The sequence below is a fragment of the Mesorhizobium sp. B2-4-17 genome (assembly GCF_006441275.1).
Classification (GTDB): domain Bacteria; phylum Pseudomonadota; class Alphaproteobacteria; order Rhizobiales; family Rhizobiaceae; genus Mesorhizobium.
This window is the reverse complement of the sequence record NZ_VFUX01000002.1, coordinates 1-16,272: the sequence shown is the minus strand read 5'-3', so window position 1 is coordinate 16,272 and position 16,272 is coordinate 1. Positions and strand designations below refer to the sequence as shown.

Annotated in this window: 14 protein-coding genes; 7 read left to right on the top strand and 7 right to left on the bottom strand. The window is 65.2% G+C overall.

All coding sequences use genetic code 11. The features are described 5' to 3' along the window. The first annotated feature begins 13 nt into the window (after positions 1 to 13). The 6 genes from FJ548_RS01790 to FJ548_RS01760 all read left to right on the top strand — a co-directional run bounded on the left by FJ548_RS01790 (position 14) and on the right by FJ548_RS01760 (position 7,562). Positions 14 to 1,531 (top strand): ABC transporter substrate-binding protein, encoded by a 1,518-nt coding sequence (locus tag FJ548_RS01790; protein WP_140776508.1) that lies wholly within the window; start codon positions 14 to 16, stop codon positions 1,529 to 1,531. A 148-nt stretch (positions 1,532 to 1,679) separates the two neighbouring features. Further along, complete coding sequence (locus FJ548_RS01785) at positions 1,680 to 2,639, top strand: ABC transporter permease (protein ID WP_140776506.1); 960 nt, start codon at positions 1,680 to 1,682, stop codon at positions 2,637 to 2,639. Then, positions 2,639 to 3,478: an ABC transporter permease gene (locus tag FJ548_RS01780; RefSeq protein WP_140776817.1), complete on the top strand. Its 840-nt coding sequence runs from the start codon at positions 2,639 to 2,641 to the stop codon at positions 3,476 to 3,478. The genes FJ548_RS01785 and FJ548_RS01780 overlap by 1 nt, the downstream gene beginning before the upstream one ends. After that, positions 3,475 to 5,223, top strand: a complete 1,749-nt coding sequence (locus FJ548_RS01775; RefSeq protein ID WP_140776504.1) for an ABC transporter ATP-binding protein — start codon at positions 3,475 to 3,477, stop codon at positions 5,221 to 5,223. Before FJ548_RS01780 ends, FJ548_RS01775 begins: the two co-directional genes overlap by 4 nt. A 208-nt stretch (positions 5,224 to 5,431) precedes the next feature. Then, the gene (locus FJ548_RS01765) at positions 5,432 to 6,436 is read left to right on the top strand and encodes a serine hydrolase domain-containing protein (RefSeq protein WP_140776502.1); all 1,005 of its coding nucleotides are present in this window, start codon (positions 5,432 to 5,434) and stop codon (positions 6,434 to 6,436) included. A gap of 10 nt (positions 6,437 to 6,446) precedes the next feature. Next, positions 6,447 to 7,562: an anhydro-N-acetylmuramic acid kinase gene (locus tag FJ548_RS01760; protein ID WP_140776500.1), complete on the top strand. Its 1,116-nt coding sequence runs from the start codon at positions 6,447 to 6,449 to the stop codon at positions 7,560 to 7,562. Here the strand turns inward: FJ548_RS01760 and FJ548_RS01755 are convergent, their stop codons facing one another. The 3 genes from FJ548_RS01755 to FJ548_RS01745 all read right to left on the bottom strand — a co-directional run bounded on the left by FJ548_RS01755 (position 7,563) and on the right by FJ548_RS01745 (position 11,254). Next, entirely contained in the window at positions 7,563 to 7,991 is a 429-nt protein-coding gene (locus tag FJ548_RS01755; protein WP_140776498.1) for a GNAT family N-acetyltransferase, read from the bottom strand. 69 nt (positions 7,992 to 8,060) lie between these two features. Next, positions 8,061 to 9,452, bottom strand: coding sequence for a sigma-54 dependent transcriptional regulator (locus FJ548_RS01750; RefSeq protein WP_140696529.1), 1,392 nt, complete (start codon positions 9,450 to 9,452; stop codon positions 8,061 to 8,063). Beyond that, on the bottom strand, positions 9,449 to 11,254 hold the full coding sequence (locus FJ548_RS01745) for a sensor histidine kinase (RefSeq protein WP_140776815.1): 1,806 nt from the start codon (positions 11,252 to 11,254) through the stop codon (positions 9,449 to 9,451). The genes FJ548_RS01750 and FJ548_RS01745 overlap by 4 nt, the downstream gene beginning before the upstream one ends. 316 nt (positions 11,255 to 11,570) lie before the next feature. Between FJ548_RS01745 and FJ548_RS01740 the strand changes: the two genes are divergently transcribed. Continuing rightward, positions 11,571 to 12,899: a dicarboxylate/amino acid:cation symporter gene (locus FJ548_RS01740; RefSeq protein WP_140776496.1), complete on the top strand. Its 1,329-nt coding sequence runs from the start codon at positions 11,571 to 11,573 to the stop codon at positions 12,897 to 12,899. Between the two features lie 65 nt (positions 12,900 to 12,964). Here the strand turns inward: FJ548_RS01740 and FJ548_RS01735 are convergent, their stop codons facing one another. The 4 genes from FJ548_RS01735 to pcaG form a co-directional block, all read right to left on the bottom strand. Beyond that, a complete protein-coding gene (locus FJ548_RS01735) occupies positions 12,965 to 13,411 on the bottom strand; it encodes a TOBE domain-containing protein (protein WP_246678536.1) in 447 nt (148 codons plus the stop codon). A gap of 189 nt (positions 13,412 to 13,600) precedes the next feature. After that, a complete protein-coding gene (gene pobA, locus FJ548_RS01730; protein WP_140776494.1) occupies positions 13,601 to 14,773 on the bottom strand; it encodes a 4-hydroxybenzoate 3-monooxygenase in 1,173 nt (390 codons plus the stop codon). Continuing rightward, the gene (locus FJ548_RS01725; RefSeq protein WP_140776492.1) at positions 14,773 to 15,825 is read right to left on the bottom strand and encodes a 3-carboxy-cis,cis-muconate cycloisomerase; all 1,053 of its coding nucleotides are present in this window, start codon (positions 15,823 to 15,825) and stop codon (positions 14,773 to 14,775) included. The genes pobA and FJ548_RS01725 overlap by 1 nt, the downstream gene beginning before the upstream one ends. Before the next feature lie 12 nt (positions 15,826 to 15,837). Next, the coding region (pcaG, locus tag FJ548_RS01720) for a protocatechuate 3,4-dioxygenase subunit alpha (RefSeq protein ID WP_140776490.1) at positions 15,838 to 16,272 on the bottom strand (435 nt) is incomplete at its 5' end.

Sequence of the window (16,272 nt, the reverse complement as noted above, 5' to 3'; positions counted from 1 at the left end):
GGGAGACGAAAAAATGGTAAGGCACTTCACAAGAACATTGCTGTCGGGCTTCGCCGTGGCGGCGATGCTCGGCATCGCGACGGTTTCGGCGCAGGCGGCGACGCTGCATATGGCGTGGTCGCAGGACGCCACCGGGCTTGACCCGCACAAGCAGACGGCCTTTTCGTCGCTGCGGCTCCTGGAACTGATCTATGAGCCGCTGGTGCGGGTCGACGCCAGCCTGCAAATCGTCCCCGCCATCGCCACGTCCTGGGAATTCTCCAAGGATGGCAAGGAACTGACCTTCAAGCTCGACCCCAAGGCGAAATTCCAGGACGGCACAGCGGTCACCTCCGCCGATGTCAAGGCCTCCTTCGAGCGCATCCTCGACGAGAAGACGGGTGCGGCCGCCCGTGCGAATTTCCTGTCGATCGCCAGCATTGATACACCTGACGCGACGACCGTCGTCTTCCATTTGTCGCAGCCCGACGTGCCGATCCTGACGGCGATGAGCGACGTCAACGCGGCCATCGTTCCGGCGGCTGAAATCAAGGCCGGCTCGATCGGCACCAAGGCGGTCGGCTCGGGTCCCTTCAAGCTCGACAAATGGGATCCCAACGCCAAGGAAGTGCTGAGCGCCAACAAGGAGTGGGCTGGCGGCGCGACCGGCGTCGACGGTATCGAGATCAGCGTGCTGCCCGACGAGGCGGCGATACTGGCCGCCATGCGCACCAAGCAGGTCGACTTCGCGCTGCTCAACGATCCGCTCGTCGCCACGCTGGTGCCAAAGGAACCCAGCCTGCAGCTCAACCGCGTGCCGGTGCTGGCCTATCACGTTCTGCAGCTCAACCCGTCGCGCAAGCCGATGACGGAGCTCAAGGTGCGCCAGGCGATCTCCTGCGCCATCGACCGGCAGGAGGTGCTGGACACCGCTTCGCTCGGCGAGGGCAAGGTCACCGGACCGCTGACCATCCCGGCGCTGGCGACCGATCCCAGCCAGTTGTTCTGCTACAAGCGCGATGTCGAAAGGGCCAAGAAGCTGATGGCCGAGGCCGGCCTTGCCAACGGATTTTCGGCGACCGTGATCGGTGCCACCGGCGAGCCGCCGACGGCCGCGGCGGAAGCCCAGGTCATCCAGTCGCAACTGGCCGAAATCGGCGTCAAGCTGGACATCAAGATGATGGAGCTCAATGTCTATGTCGACGCCTGGCTGAAGGGCGATTTCGACATGGCGATCGCGCTCAATGGCGGCCGTGCCGACCCCTATACAATGTACAACCGCTACTGGACCAAGACGGGCAATCTGCAGAAGGTGGCGAACTACATCGACGACACGCTCGACAGCCTGATGCAAAAGGGCCGCGCCGAGACCAATCCGGCGAAACGCAAGGCGATCTTCGCCGAGTTCGAAAAGCACCTCGCCGAAGTGTCGCCATGGATCTGGCTCTATACATCGTATAGCTACACCGCCCAGCAAAAGAACATCTCCGGGTTCGTGCCGACGCCGACGGGCACGCTGTTCAGCCTGAGCAAGGTTACCATCCAGCAGTAGCCGCCGCAGGCCCCTAGAGTCGGATGATTTCAGGTCGAATCGACCTGAAATCTGAATCCGCCTCTAGATCAAAAGATAGAGCATGATGTCGTCCGAAGACCGCTTCACACTTTTCGGCATCATGCTCTAGACGAGAGGACTTCTTCGCGTGAACTATCTGATGCGACGACTGGCGGCGTTTCCTCTCGTCCTGCTTGGCGTATCTATCCTGGTCTTCGTCGCGATCCGAATGGTACCGGGCGATTCGATCACGGCGATGCTGGGTACCGAAGCCGGCCTGCTGACGCCGGCGCAGCGGGACTCGCTTGCCGCCTATTTCGGCATCGACCAGCCCTGGTTCGTCCAGTACTGGCGCTGGATCGGCGGGATCCTGCACGGCAATTTCGGCATCTCCGTCACCTATGGCAGGCCGGTCCTCGACGCCATCCTCGAGCGTTTCCCGCTGACGCTGGAGCTGGCCCTCCTGTCGATGATCATCGCGCTAGCCGTCGGCATGCCGGCCGGGATCTACGCCGCCACGCACAATGAGAAGCCTTCCGATCTCGGGGTGCGCATCGTCGCCATGATCGGCCAGTCGACGCCGAGCTTCGTGCTTGGCCTCTTGATCATCTACACGCTGTCGGCCGGCTTCGGCGTGTTGCCGATGATGGGCGAATTCGCGCCGCTCCGGCAGGATCCGCTGCGCAATCTCAGCCAGCTGATCCTGCCGGCAATCACGCTCGGCTTCGCTTTCGCGGCGTCAGTCACGCGCATATCGCGCTCGGCGATGCTCGACGTGTTGAGCGACGACTATGTGCGCACCGCGCGCAGCAAGGGCGCGCCGGCGCGCAGCGTCATCTGGCGGCATGCGCTCCCCAACGCGCTGATCCCGGTCGTGACGCTGAGCGGCATTGAGTTCGGCTATCTCCTGGGCGGCGCTGTGATCGTCGAGCAGATCTATGCCCTGCCCGGTCTCGGACGCATGGTGCTCGATGCCATCCTGCAGCGCGACTACGCGCTGGTGCAGGGAAGCGTGCTGTTCATCGCCCTCAACTTCATGATCGTCAATCTCCTGGTCGACCTCGCCTATGTCGCGCTCGATCCGCGCATCCGGCTGGGCGAACAATGATGCGTATCATGCGCGCCATTTTTGCCCATGGCAGCGGCCGCATCGGCGGCATCATCGTCGGCGGCTATCTCGTGGTCGCGATCCTCGGGCTGCTAGGGCTGACGCCGCACAATCCGATCACGCAATACCGCATCGACCGGCTGCACGCGCCCAGCGCCGCCTACTGGATGGGCACCGACCTGTTCGGGCGCGATGTGGCCAGCCGCCTGATGGCTGGCATCGGACAATCCTTCACGGTCGCCTTTTTCTCGGTCGCCTTCGCGGCCCTTGCCGGAACCGTGCTCGGACTGGCAGCCGCCTGGCTCGGCCGGCGCTGGGACGGGGTGCTGATGCGGATCATGGATGTGCTGCTCGCCTTCCCAGCGATCCTGCTGGCGCTGCTCATCGTCACCGTTGCAGGACCCGGCACATGGACGAGCGTCGTCGCCATCGGCATCGTCTACACGCCGATCTTCACGCGCGTCGTGCGCGGCCCTGCCCTTTCGCTCAAGGCCCGCGAATTCGTCGATGCCGCGCGCACCTTCGGCAGCAGTTCGAGCTATATCGTCACGCGCCACCTGCTGCTCAATCTGGTGGCCCCATTGACCGTGCAGGTGACGCTGGCGCTGGCTTGGGCGCTGCTCACCGAGGCTAGCTTGAGCTTCCTGGGTCTCGGCACCCAGCCGCCCGCCGCCTCGCTCGGCTTGATGCTGAGCGACAGCCGCAACCTGATGGAAACCGCGCCCTGGCTGATGATCTTCCCGGGCCTGACGATCATGATCAGCATCCTCGGCTTCAACCTGCTTGGTGATGCCTTGCGCGATATATTCGACCCGAAGATGCGAAGGGCGCCGGCATGACCCCGCTTCTGTCTATCCGCGACCTTCGCGTCGGCTTCGGCCGCAATCCGCAGGCCAACGAGGTGGTGCGCGGCGTCAGTTTCGACCTCGCCGACGGCGAGACACTGGCCATTGTCGGCGAAAGCGGTTCCGGCAAATCCGTCACCGCGCTGTCGATCAACCGGCTCATCGATTTCGGCGGCGGCCGCATCACCAGCGGCTCGATGCAACTGAAGCGGGCCGACGGCACCATCTTCGACCTGATGAGCGCGACCGAACCGCAACTGACCGGCATTCGCGGCGCCGAGATCGGCATGATCTTCCAGGAACCGATGACCTCGCTCAATCCGGTGCTGACGATCGGTTCGCAGATCGAGGAATCGTTCCGGCTGCATCGCGGCCTGACCGGCCGGCAAGCCACGGCGGCAGCCAGGGATGCGCTCGACCGCGTGCGCATTCCCGATGCGGCGCGGCGGTTGAAATACACGCCCAACCAGCTGTCGGGCGGCATGCTGCAAAGGGTGATGATCGCCATTGCGCTGGCCTGCAATCCACGCCTGCTAATCGCGGATGAGCCGACGACCGCGCTCGACGTCACCGTGCAGGCGCAGATCATGGCGCTGCTGGCCGAACTGAAGCGCGAAAGCGCCATGTCGATGATCTTCATCACCCATGATATCGGCCTGGTCGCCGGCATCGCCGACAAGATGATGGTGATGCAGAACGGACAGGCCGTCGAACAGGGCGAGCTGAACCAGATCCTCGACAATCCGCGGCATCCCTACACGCAGCATTTGCTGCACGCCGTGCCGCATTTCGCCAACGGCCGCGCGACGCGCGCGGACGGGCAGCGCGACAAGGATGCAGGCACGGAACCGGCCTTGAAGGTCGACGGCCTGGTGGTGCGGTTTCCGCTCAAGAGCAATTTCTTCAGCCGCGCCACCGGCGCGGTGCACGCCGTCGATGGTGTCGACTTCGACCTGATGCCGGGTGAGACGCTGGCCATCGTCGGCGAAAGCGGTTCGGGCAAATCCACCACAGCCAAGGCGGTCCTGGGCCTGGTGCGGTCGACACGTGGCAGCTTCTCGGTCAGCACGCGAACGCCCTCGGTCGAGCGCAGCGCCAAGCCGGTGCAGATGGTGTTCCAGAACCCCTACGCCTCGCTCAACCCGAGACTGACCATCGAAAGCATCCTGGCCGAACCGGTGATCGCCACCGGTGGTCGCGTGGATGCCAAGACGCGCGCCAGGATGGCGAGCCTGCTCGAACGCGTAGGCCTGCCGAAAGACAGCCTGCAACGCTATCCCCACGAATTTTCCGGGGGCCAGCGGCAGAGGCTGTGCATCGCCCGTGCGCTGATGCTCAACCCGTCCGTCGTGGTTCTCGATGAAGCGGTGTCGGCGCTCGATGTCTCGGTGCAGGCCAAGGTGCTGGAGCTGCTGGTCGACCTGCAGCGCGAGTTTGGGCTCGCCTATCTGTTCATCTCGCACGACATGGCGGTGGTCGAGCGGATCGCCCACCGGATCGCCGTCATCTATGCCGGCCAGATCGTCGAGATCGGCGACGCGACCTCGGTGCTGTCGAAGCCGAAACATTCCTATACCAAGAAACTGATCGCCGCCGTTCCGACCATCGACCGACGACGCGAGCATTTTGAAATTGACACGCGCCAGGTGCCCTCGCTGGTGCGCCCGCAGGGGTTTGAGCCGGCGCCGGCGAAGTGGGAGCTGTTGGGCGAAGATCATATGGTGAGGGTGGAAACTTAGACATGTTTGCAGGACAGCACCCCCCTCTGGCCTGCCGGCCATCTCCCCCGCAAGGAGGGAGATTGGCAGTTCTAGCCTCCCGCACACCTTACAATGCAGGCGATTGGCGAAAGCGATGGCGACATCTGATCTCCCCCCTTGCGGGGGAGATGTCCGGCAGGACAGAGGGGGGTGGGACGGAGCGCCAGCTTGCGAATAGGAGGCGGGGTTGACCAACCTTGCCCATCTCTTCGACCACGCGTTCCAACCGCTAGCGGACGCGGTAGTCACCAAGCGCATTCCCGGCGGCGTGCTTGGCATCGTCGACAGAAATGGCGAACGCATCGCCAGGGCGATCGGCGCTGCGCAGCTCGTGCCGAAGCAGCGGCCGATGACCGTCGAAACATGGTTCGACCTCGCATCCCTGACCAAGGTCATCTTCACGACGCCGCGCATCCTGGCGCTGGCGGAGAGCGGTGTCATCGATCTCGATGCGCCGCTGATCTCCGTCCTGCCTGATCTGCGCCAGTACGATGCGGGAGCCTGGGAGAGGACGGTGACGTTCCGGCAGTGCCTCGGCCACCAGACGGCCTTTCCAGCCGTCGAGCCGATCTACACTTATGGGCGCGACCCCGACCTGCTGCGCGCCTTCATCCTGCAGCGCGAATGGCAGGCTCACGACCCGGTCTATTCCGATATCAATTTCATCGTGCTCGGCTTCGCGCTGGAGCGGCTGTCGGGCAAAACGATCCGTGACCTGGAACCCGGCCCGGGCTTTGCCTGGTCAACAGAGCCGGACGCCGCCGCCGCGACCGAAGACTGCACCTGGCGCCATCGCGTGCTCTCAGGCGAGGTGCACGACGACAATTGTTCGGCGCTGCAGGGCGCGGGGCATGCCGGCCTGTTCGGCACGGCAGATTCGGTGCTCGATTTCGCGCAAGGGCTGCTGGATGGCGATGGCGTATCCGAGCACTCGATCGCGCTGATGCGAACATCCGTGTCCGCCACCCGCACACATGGCTGGGAATTTCCTTATGAGGGCTGGTCGGGTGGCGCATTGTGCAGCCCGGGAACGATCGGCCACACCGGCTTTACCGGCACCGGACTGTGGATCGACTTCGACAAGGGCAAGGCCTGGACCTTGCTCACCAACCGGATCCATCCGACACGTCATTTCGACAGCGGAATCGTCCAGCTTCGGCAAGCGGTCGGCGATCTCATTAACATCGACTAAGGAAGCGATCATGGAACCAATCTGGGCCGTAGGCCTGATGACCGGCACCGTGCTGGACGGCAACATCGACGTCGCTTTGATCAAGACCGACGGCGAAAGAATCGACGATTTCGGCACTTACCGGCTGATGCCTTATCCCGCGTCGATCCGTTCCCTGCTGGAAGACACGCTGAAGGAGGCCCGGGCCTGGAATTTCACCGGGCCCGAACCGGCGATCTTCCGCAGGGCCGAGGAAGCGCTGACGCGTGCCCAGTCGGCGGCTGTGAAGGAATTGGTGGAGGGCTATGGCATGACGATGGCCGATATCGGCGTCGTCGGCTTTCACGGCCAGACGGTGCTGCATCGCGCGCCGCAGGTCGGGCGGCTCGGGCAGACACGGCAGCTCGGCGATGGCGAGCTGATGCATTCCATCCTGGGTACCAAGGTCGCTTACGACTTTCGCTCGGCCGACATGCGCGCCGGCGGGCAAGGCGCGCCTTTGGCCGCGGCCTATCACACCGCGCTGATGCGCAGCGCCGGCGCCATCGGCGAGGTAGCGGTGCTCAATCTCGGCGGCGTTGCCAACATCACCTGGTGGGACGGCGCCGACAATGTCGTTGCCTTCGACACCGGCCCCGCCAACGCGCCGCTCAACGATTTCATCAAGTCGAAGGGGCTCGGCGAAATGGATCGCGACGGCGCGCTTGGCCGCGCGGGAACGGTCGATGAGGCCAGGCTGGCCAAGCTGCTGCAGCACCCCTATCTGACCAAACCCTATCCGAAATCGCTCGACCGTTTCGACTTCGGCGCCGCGATGGCCGACGGCCTGGGCGCCGAGGATGGCGCTGCGCTGCTCACCGCCTTCACCGCCGCCGCCGTCGGCAAGGCGCTTGACCTTTTGCCAAGCCGGCCGAAAAAATTGGTGGTCAGCGGCGGCGGCCGTCACAACCCGACGATGATGGCGATGCTCGCCAGCCGCGCCGGTGTCGAAGTGGTGCTGGCCGAGAAGCTCGGCTGGAGCGGCGACGCGGTGGAAGCCGAATGTTTTGCCTTCCTGGCGGTGCGCGTGCTGCGCGGGCTGCCGATCAGTTTCCCGAGCACGACCGGCGCCCCGCAGCCGATGCGCGGCGGGCGTCTGGCCGGCTGATCAGGCAGGCTGAAGTTTCTTCTGCAGGAAGATGCGGCTTCGGCCGATCGGAAAGTCGGCCAGCGTCCCGAAGGGTTGATAGCCCTGGCGCTGGTAGACCCTGGAGGCGTTGGGACTGAAGGTGTCGATCCAGGCGTTCCGGCAGCCGCGCGCCACAGCTTCCTGCTCGGCAGCATCCAGCATCCTGCCGGCCATGTGCTGGCCGCGCAGCCTTTCATCGACCCACAGCCATTGCACGTAGAGCCAGCCCCAGGCCGTGTAGCCGGAGATGCCGGCAACGACCGCGCCATGCTCGTCGCGCACGAACACGGCCAGCGCCTTCCTTTCCGACGCGCCGACATCGCCGTCATTGAACGCCGTCAGGCGCTCGCCGAGAAAGGCGAGGTCTTCCGGCAACGGGTTTGCCGTTGTTTCGAGTGTCGTGTTCATGGCTCTTTCCGGAATACACAGCTGGGCAAGGAATGAAGCGTTACGAAGCGCAATGCCCTCGCGCAATATCTATATCCGCTCTCGGACAGATTGAGCGTCCGGATCACCGCCATTGCGAAAATCGGCAGCGGCGATGCCGTAGCGTTTGAGCTTGTCGTAGAACGTCTTGCGCGGCACGCCGAGGGCGTCGATGGCGCCGCGCACGTCACCGCCATGGTCGCGCAAAGCATCGCGGATGAGCTGTGCCTCGTATTGCCCGACCCGTTCGGGCAAGGCCGCCGAGGATTCCGGCAACCGCGCGGGTGCTGCCCTCGCCTCGTCGTCAGGTCCGAGACCAAGCGCGACACGGTCGGCGAAATGCGCGAGCTCCCGCACATTGCCCGGCCAGTCATGCGACTGGAGATGATCGCTTACCGCCTCGTTCATCGCTGCGACCGGGCGGCCGAAGCGTTCCGCCGCCTTGCCGAGGAAATGCCCGAACAGCATCGGTATGTCGCCGCGCCGCTCGCGCAGTGGCGGGATGCGCAGCGTCACCACGTTGAGGCGGAAATAAAGATCCTCGCGGAAATCGCCACGTTGGTCGGGCCGGCCGAGATCGACCTTGGTCGCCGCGACGACCCTGAGATCGAGGCGCCGGGTCTCGTTCGAACCGAGTGGGGTGAGGCTGCGTGTCTCCAGCACCCGCAGCAGCTTGACCTGCAGGGCCGGCGGCATGGATTCGATTTCGTCGAGGAACAGCGTGCCGCCGCTGGAATGCTCGACGCGGCCGATCCGCCGCCGCTGCGCGCCGGTGAACGCGCCGGCTTCATGGCCGAACAACTCGCTTTCGATGACGGTCTCCGGCAGGGCGCCGCAATTCAGCGCCACGAAGGGCTTCGCGCGCCGCCGGCCCCATCTGTGCAGGAGGTCCGCCACCACCTCCTTGCCGGTTCCGGTCTCCCCTTCCACCAGCACGTCGACATCCATGTCGGCGATCTGGCGCAATGTCTCGCGAAGGCGCCGGATGGCGGGCGCTTCGCCGATCAGCGGCAGGCCGTCGGCGGCGAGCGCCGCGGCCTCGCGCAGCCGCCGGTTCTCCATCACCAGCCGCCGCTTCTCGCTCGCCCGTCTCAGTGCCTCGACGAGGCGGTCACCGGCATAGGGTTTTGGGATGAAATCATAAACGCCATCCTTGAGCGCGGCCACCGCAAGATCGACATCGCCATGTCCGGTGACCAGGATCACGGGTATGTCAGGGTCTATCGCCTTGATGCGGTCGAACAGCTGCAACCCGTTCATGCCGGGCATGCGGATGTCGCTGACGACCACGCCGTTGAAATCCCTGTCGACGACACCAAGTGCCGCCTCGGCGGCATCAAGGGCAACCACCGTGAAGCCGGCAAGTTCGAGCAATTGCGTGGTGGCGTGCAGCAGGTCGGCATCGTCTTCGACGAGCGCCACCAGCCCTGATCTCTCGGTCATTCAATCCGCCTCAAATCGATGGTGAAGGACGCGCCCGCCGCGCAGCCGGGGTCGAGCCGCAGCGTGCCGCCCAGTTCTTGGGCGATCTCCTGCGAGATCACCAGTCCGAGCCCAAGCCCCTTCTCCTTGGTGGTCTGAAACGGCATGAACAGATTGGCGGCCGCTTCCGGCCCGAGACCTGGACCGTTGTCGCGCACCGAGATCAGAATCCTGTCGTCCTGCTCGGCGAGCTCGATCTCGATGCGGGGGTCGGGCTGGTCCTTCATCGCGTCCAGTGCGTTCTGCAGCAGGTTGACCAGGATCTGCTCCAGCCGGATGCGGCTTGCCATCACCATCGGTGACGCGTTGCCACGCGGCTTGACGATGGTGACACCGGAATCGCGGATGCGGCCGGACAGCAGCGACAGCGCCCCGTCGATCGCCTCGCGCACCGGCAAAGGCGAGGCAGCGGTGCCCGGCCGGCGGGCAAAGGTGCGCAAGGTGCCGGTGATCGCGCCGATGCGCTCGGTCATCGAAACGATCGACGTCAGATTGCCGCTCGCCGGCTCGCTTTTCCCGCTGTCGAGGAACCGGCCGGCATTCTCGGCATAGGTGCGGATCGCGGCGAGCGGCTGGTTGATCTCATGCGCCACGCCGGCCGCGATCTGACCGAGGATCGAAAGCCGGTTGGCCTGGGCGAGATCGTCACGCAGCCGGCGCACCTTGGCTTCGGCGCTCTCACGTTCGGCGATTTCGCCGGCAAGGGCGGTGTTGGAGCGCGTCAGCTCGGCCGTTCGCGTGGAGACCCGGCTTTCCAGCTCGGCATTCATCCGCGCCAGCGCTTCCTGCCGCAACCGGCGTGTGCGTCGGCGGCGGGTGAGCACGTAGGCAAGCAAGCCGGTCAGCAGCAGCCCCAGCAATGTCGTCAGGCGCGCCGTGTTGGCGGCGGCCGAGAGCGCGGCGTCGGCCGGCGTCAGCAGCCAGAGACGCCAGCCAGGGACCGCACCGGCCAAACCCTGCACCACCTCGACGAATTGACGCGGTTTGCCAGGGCTGCCGATCGTCGCGAGGCCGTCACCAGCGCCGCGCCGTATCGGCAGCGGGTCGAAGGCCGCATCGGCCAGTTGCAGCTGCTCGTGGGCGGCGGCGGCGTCTTCGGCGGACAGCGGCGCCAGTGCATGAAACCGCCATTCGGGCTGGCTGGTGGCAAGCACGACGCCGCGTTCGTCGGTGACGAAAACGAGGAACCCGCTGGAGCGCCAATTGGCTTCAACGCCGTCCAGCTCGACCTTCAGCACCGCGACGCCAAGCGGCTTGCCGCCATCGTCGACGCGGCTGGCAAGGTAGAGCCCCGGCCGACCGCTGATCGTGCCGAGGCCGTACTGGCTGGCCGCGCCCTTCGCCATCGCCTCCTGGAAATAGTGCCGAAAATTGTAGTCGATGCCGACAAAGCTCGTCGGCTCGCCGGCATTGCTGGCGGCGATCGCGATGCCCGCCGTATCGATGACGTAGATGGCGGACGCCGAGGCATCGCCGGCAATGGCTTTCAGCTTTTCGTTGAGAGCGGTCTCTGCCGTTTTTCCGGCCCGGCGCAAGGCGTCGCGCACCGCGTCGTCGCGCGCCAGCACGAGCGGCACCAGGCGCTGCTTTTCGATCTCGCCGGTCAGGGTGCCCGCCGCCAGCGGCAGGGCGGCGAGCGCGCCGTCCCGCAGATTGTCGGCCGCCTGGCCGGCGGCGATGCGTCCGGCAACGGCGATCGCGCCGGCAAGGATCGCGAGGGCGATGACGGCGGCAAGCCAGCGGCCATCGCGCAGCCGCGCCACCGCGTCGCCGGCAAGGCCTGGATAGCCACTATTGGTGTCTGCTGGCGGCGTCTGCCTGCTCCTTTTCCTTTTCCTCACGGCCCTGTCCGCACTCTAATGCGAAATTCCGCCCAGGCAAACGATCCCTGTGCGGAAATCCGCACACGTACCAGCCGAACGACGCTGAACAACGCCCGGAATCCCGGGATTCCAGTCTTTCCCCGATCTGGCACGCCGCTTGCAAAAGTCCTGGCTAGCGGCGGGCGACCGGAACGCCGCGATGGGAGAAGTCACGCAGGGCGGTGCATTTGCCGTCCATCCGGCCAGGGAGAGTTCGATGCACATCGCAGACCAATCGGCCGCGCCTGCCGCGCAGCGCAAGCCCCTCTATGCCCAACTCTACGTGCAGGTGCTGGTGGCGATCACCGTCGGCATCCTGCTCGGCCACTACTATCCGTCGATCGGCGAGAGCATGAAGCCGCTCGGCGACGCCTTCATCAAGCTGGTCAAGATGATCATCGCCCCGGTCATCTTCCTGACGGTTGCGACCGGCATCGCCGGCATGAGCGACCTGCAGAAGGTCGGCCGCGTCGCCGGCAAGGCGATGCTCTACTTCCTCACCTTCTCGACGCTGGCGCTGATCATCGGCCTTGTCGTGGCCAATGTCGTGCAGCCGGGCGCCGGCTTCAACATCGACCCGGCGACGCTCGACGCCTCGACCGTGAACACCTATGCCGCCAAGGCGCATGACCAGTCGGTCACCGGCTTCCTGATGAACATCATTCCGGGCACGATCGTCGGCGCCTTCGCCGATGGCGACATCCTGCAGGTGCTGTTCTTCTCGGTGCTGTTCGGCATTGCGCTGGCCCTGGTCGGCGACAGGGGCGCGCCGGTGCTCAATTTCCTGCAGGCGCTGATGGCGCCGATGTTCAAGCTGGTCAGCGTGCTGATGAAGGCCGCCCCCATCGGTGCTTTCGGCGCCATGGCCTTCACCATCGGCAAATACGGCATCGGCTCGGTCATCAATCTCGCCATGCTGGTCGGCACCTTCTACGCGACGTCATTCCTTTTCGTGTTCGTCGTGCTGGGCGCGGTCTGCCGCTATAACGGCTTCTCCATCCTGTCGCTCATCCGCTACATCAAGGAAGAGCTGCTGCTGGTGCTGGGCACGTCCTCGTCGGAAGCAGCCCTCCCCTCGCTGATGGAGAAGATGGAAAAGGCCGGCGCCAAGCGCTCGGTGGTTGGGCTGGTCATCCCGACCGGCTATTCCTTCAACCTCGACGGCACCAACATCTACATGACGCTGGCGGCGCTGTTCATCGCGCAGGCAACGAACATCCACCTGTCCTTCGGCGACCAGATCCTGCTGCTTCTGGTGGCGATGCTGTCCTCGAAGGGCGCCGCCGGCATCACCGGGGCCGGCTTCATTACCCTTGCCGCGACGCTTTCTGTCGTGCCCTCGGTGCCGGTCGCCGGCATGGCGCTGATCCTCGGCGTCGACCGTTTCATGTCGGAGTGCCGGGCGCTGACAAACTTCGTCGGCAACGCCGTGGCCACGCTGGTCGTGGCGCGCTGGGAAGGCGAACTCGATCAGGCGAAGCTGGCGAGCGCATTGGCCGGAACAGCCGATGACGGCCTGCCGGCGGATATCGTTCCCGCCGAGTGATCGGCACGCGAAAGCAATGGCCGGAGGCAGCGATACCTCCGGCCATTTTTCATGCGCTGACGATGTCAGGCGGCACGGGCTTTGCCGAGTGGCGCCAGCGCCTTGCCATCAGCGGCGAAGAGATGGCAGTGGGACGGATCGACCTGCATGGCGATGGGGCTGTGCAGCGGGGTGGTGTCGGTGCCTTCGGTCTGCACGACAAGCCTTGCCTTCTCGCCAATGTCGGCGTGCAGGATGGTCAGGCCGCCGAGCCGTTCGGCCAGCACGGCCTCACCCTTGAACTGGCCGGCATCAGCGATGCGGATATGTTCCGGCCGGATGCCAAGCAGCAGCTCGGCGTTCGCAGTGAGCGTTCCAGTCTTCACCGGCACGACCAGGCTGGACCCGCCCGGCAAGGCAACGGCAACGCCCTCTCCACCGGCCGAGAGAACCCGCACCGGCAGCATGTTCATCTTCGGCGAGCCGATGAAGCCGGCGACGAAGACATTGGCGGGGCGGTTGTGCTGGCGCATCTGAGAACGTCGAGCGCAACCTGCTCGGACGGTGGCAATCGGAACCGCCTGGAACGTCGGCAGGTGCTTCTTCTGCGCTTCCAGCATGCGCTCGCGACAGGGGCTATAGATGACGTGCAACGTCACGCGGGATCATGCGACGCGAATACCGGCGGTTCGATGCCGCCCGGCATCAAGGGCGAGCCGCCCTCAATATGGAAGGCCGACATAGTTCTCGGCGAGCGCGGTCGATGCCGCGCGCGAATGCACGAGATAGTCGAGTTCCGCCTCCTGGATGCGCTGGCCGAATTCGCCGGTGTCTGGAAAGTGGTGCAGCATGGTCGTCATCCACCAGGAAAAGCGCACCGCTTTCCAGACCCGCGCCAGTGCCTTGCCGGAATAGGCGTCGAGACCTGCTTGAGATTTGGCCTCATAGAACTCCCGAAACCCGTTGAAGAGATAGCGCACATCACTGGCGGCGAGGTTGAGGCCCTTGGCGCCAGTCGGCGGCACGATGTGGGCGGCGTCGCCGACCAGGAAAAGCCAGCCAAAGCGCATTGGCTCGGCAACGAAGGAGCGCAGCGGCGCGATCGACTTCTCGAAGGATGGCCCTGTCGTGACGCCCGCCGCCGTCTGCTCCGGCAAGCGGCGGCGCAACTCGTCCCAGAAGCGATCATCGGACCAGTCCTCGACACGATCGTCCTGCGGGCACTGTACATAGTAGCGGCTGCGGTGTGTCGAGCGCATCGAGCACAGCGCAAAACCCCGCTCGTGATTGGCATAGATCAGTTCCTGATCGGCCGGCGGCACTTCGGCCAGCACGCCGAGCCAGCCAAACGGATACTGCCGCTCGAAGGTTTTCAGAGCGCGCTCCGGCACCGATTTGCGGCTGACACCGTGATAGCCGTCGCATCCGGCAATGAAATCGCAGTCGATGCGGTGAGTGATGCCGTCCTTCTCGTAGGTGACGAAAGGCGCGTCACCGTCAAAGTCATGCAGTGCGACATTCAAGGCTTCATAGACGGTGACGAGCCCTGCCTCTTCGCGCTTGTCCATCAGATCGTGCGTCACCTCGGTCTGGCCGTAGACGGTGACATGCTGGCCGCCGGTGAGCGCCGCGAGGTCGATGCGGTGCAGACGCCCGTCGAACGCCAGCGAGATGCCGGAATGCGGCAGGCCTTCGTCATGCAGCCGCGCCGCCGCTCCGGCCTCTCCGAGCAGTTCGACGGTACCCTGTTCGAGCACCCCTGCCCGCACACGGCCAAGCACATGCGCCCGGCTCGAGCGTTCCAGAATGACCGTCTCGACGCCGATGCCGGCCAGAAGCTGCCCAAGCAGCAGACCGGAGGGTCCCGAGCCGACGATGACGACCTGGGTGCGCATCAGTGGCCTAGACTTTCGATCTGCCCGGCCAGGCCGGCGGCAAGCCGCAGCGATGCGGCGGTTGCGACCGCCATCTGCGGCAGCAGCAGCCATTCCAGCGTCCAGGCCGCGCCCGAACGCTCCTGCTCGTGCACCAGCACCTGATGCATGCCGGAAAGCTGCGTGGCGTTGAAGCGGGCGAGTGCCACCAGCGCCTCGGCCTTAACCGGGTTCTGCTTGTGCGGCATGGCCGACGAGCCGCCCCCACCCGACAGCGCGATGTCGGTGCCACCCTGCGCCATCAGCGCGATGTCCTGGCCGAACTTGCCGAGGCTGCCGGTCAGCAGCGACAGCCAGCCGGCAAAATCGGCGAGCGCGTCGCGCTGGCTATGCCATTGCGGCGCATCGGCAAGATCAAGTTTTTCGGCAAGCGCAGCGCGCACCGCTGGCCCCTTGTCGCCAAGCTTTTCCAGCGTGCCGGCAGCTCCGCCGAATTGCACGACCAGCAGGCGCCTGGACTGTTCCGACAGCCTTTCCTGGTGCCGCTGAAGCGGCGCCCGCCACGCCGCGATGCGGTCGGCCACGGTGATCGGGATCGCCTTCTGCATGCGCGTCATGCCCGTCAGCGCCCTGTCCCCGAAACGCTCCTCGAGTGAGGCGAGGCGCAACACCGTCTCGGTCAGGAGCAGGCCAAGATGCTCGACCACGGACTTCAGCCGAAGCACAAGGCCGGTATCGATGACATCCTGGCTTGTGGCGCCGAAATGCAGTTTCTCGGCATGCGGGTCGCCAACCGCCATCCTGAGCTGGCGCACCAGTTCCGGCACAATGACGCCATCCTTGGCGGCGGCAGACCGCAGCAAGGCCGTGTCCGGCCGGAACGAAGCCAGCGCCGCCACGATCGCTGCCGCCGCGTCCTGGGTGATAATCCCGCTTTCGGCCTCGGCTTGCGCCAGCGCGCGTTCGAACGCCAGCATCGCCTCGATTTCCGCCTCGACGGAAAAATGCCTGGCCGCCTCCTCGTCGCCGAGAAGCGCGGAAAGCAGCGGATGGTCGAAGGGCGATACGGTCATGTCACGGGTCGCCTAGCTGTCGAAGAAGACTGTTTCCTTCTCCCCCTGGAGATGGATATCGAAGACGTAGGTATCGCCCTTCCGTTCGGCGATCAGGGTCGGCAGGCGGACGCGGTGTTCGATGCGCGCCAGGATCGGATCCCCGGCATTGGCTTTTTCCTCGTCGGAGAAATAGAGCCTCGTATGCAGCCCGAGATTGATGCCGCGCGCGACGATCCACAGCGTGATATGCGGCGCCATCGGGCGGCCATCTGGGAAAGGCACCCGGCCTGGCTTGACCGTCTTGAAGGCGCAGACACCGGTCTCCATGTCGGTCGGGCAACGGCCCCAGCCGGAAAAGTTCGGATCGGCGGCACCGCGCAGTTCGGCAGGCGAATTGTAAAACCCATCCGCGTCCGCCTGCCAGATCTCGATCAGCGCATCCTTGAGCGGCGTGCCGGTGCCGTC

Coding starts and splice junctions, on each gene's coding strand:
- FJ548_RS01790 (WP_140776508.1), top strand. CDS start 14: ATGGTAAGGCACTTCACAAGAACATTGCTGTCGGGCTTCGCCGTGGCG.
- FJ548_RS01780 (WP_140776817.1), top strand. CDS start 2,639: ATGCGTATCATGCGCGCCATTTTTGCCCATGGCAGCGGCCGCATCGGC.
- FJ548_RS01775 (WP_140776504.1), top strand. CDS start 3,475: ATGACCCCGCTTCTGTCTATCCGCGACCTTCGCGTCGGCTTCGGCCGC.
- FJ548_RS01760 (WP_140776500.1), top strand. CDS start 6,447: ATGGAACCAATCTGGGCCGTAGGCCTGATGACCGGCACCGTGCTGGAC.
- FJ548_RS01755 (WP_140776498.1), bottom strand. CDS start 7,991: ATGAACACGACACTCGAAACAACGGCAAACCCGTTGCCGGAAGACCTC.
- FJ548_RS01750 (WP_140696529.1), bottom strand. CDS start 9,452: ATGACCGAGAGATCAGGGCTGGTGGCGCTCGTCGAAGACGATGCCGAC.
- FJ548_RS01740 (WP_140776496.1), top strand. CDS start 11,571: ATGCACATCGCAGACCAATCGGCCGCGCCTGCCGCGCAGCGCAAGCCC.
- FJ548_RS01735 (WP_246678536.1), bottom strand. CDS start 13,411: ATGCGCCAGCACAACCGCCCCGCCAATGTCTTCGTCGCCGGCTTCATC.
- pobA (WP_140776494.1), bottom strand. CDS start 14,773: ATGCGCACCCAGGTCGTCATCGTCGGCTCGGGACCCTCCGGTCTGCTG.
- FJ548_RS01725 (WP_140776492.1), bottom strand. CDS start 15,825: ATGACCGTATCGCCCTTCGACCATCCGCTGCTTTCCGCGCTTCTCGGC.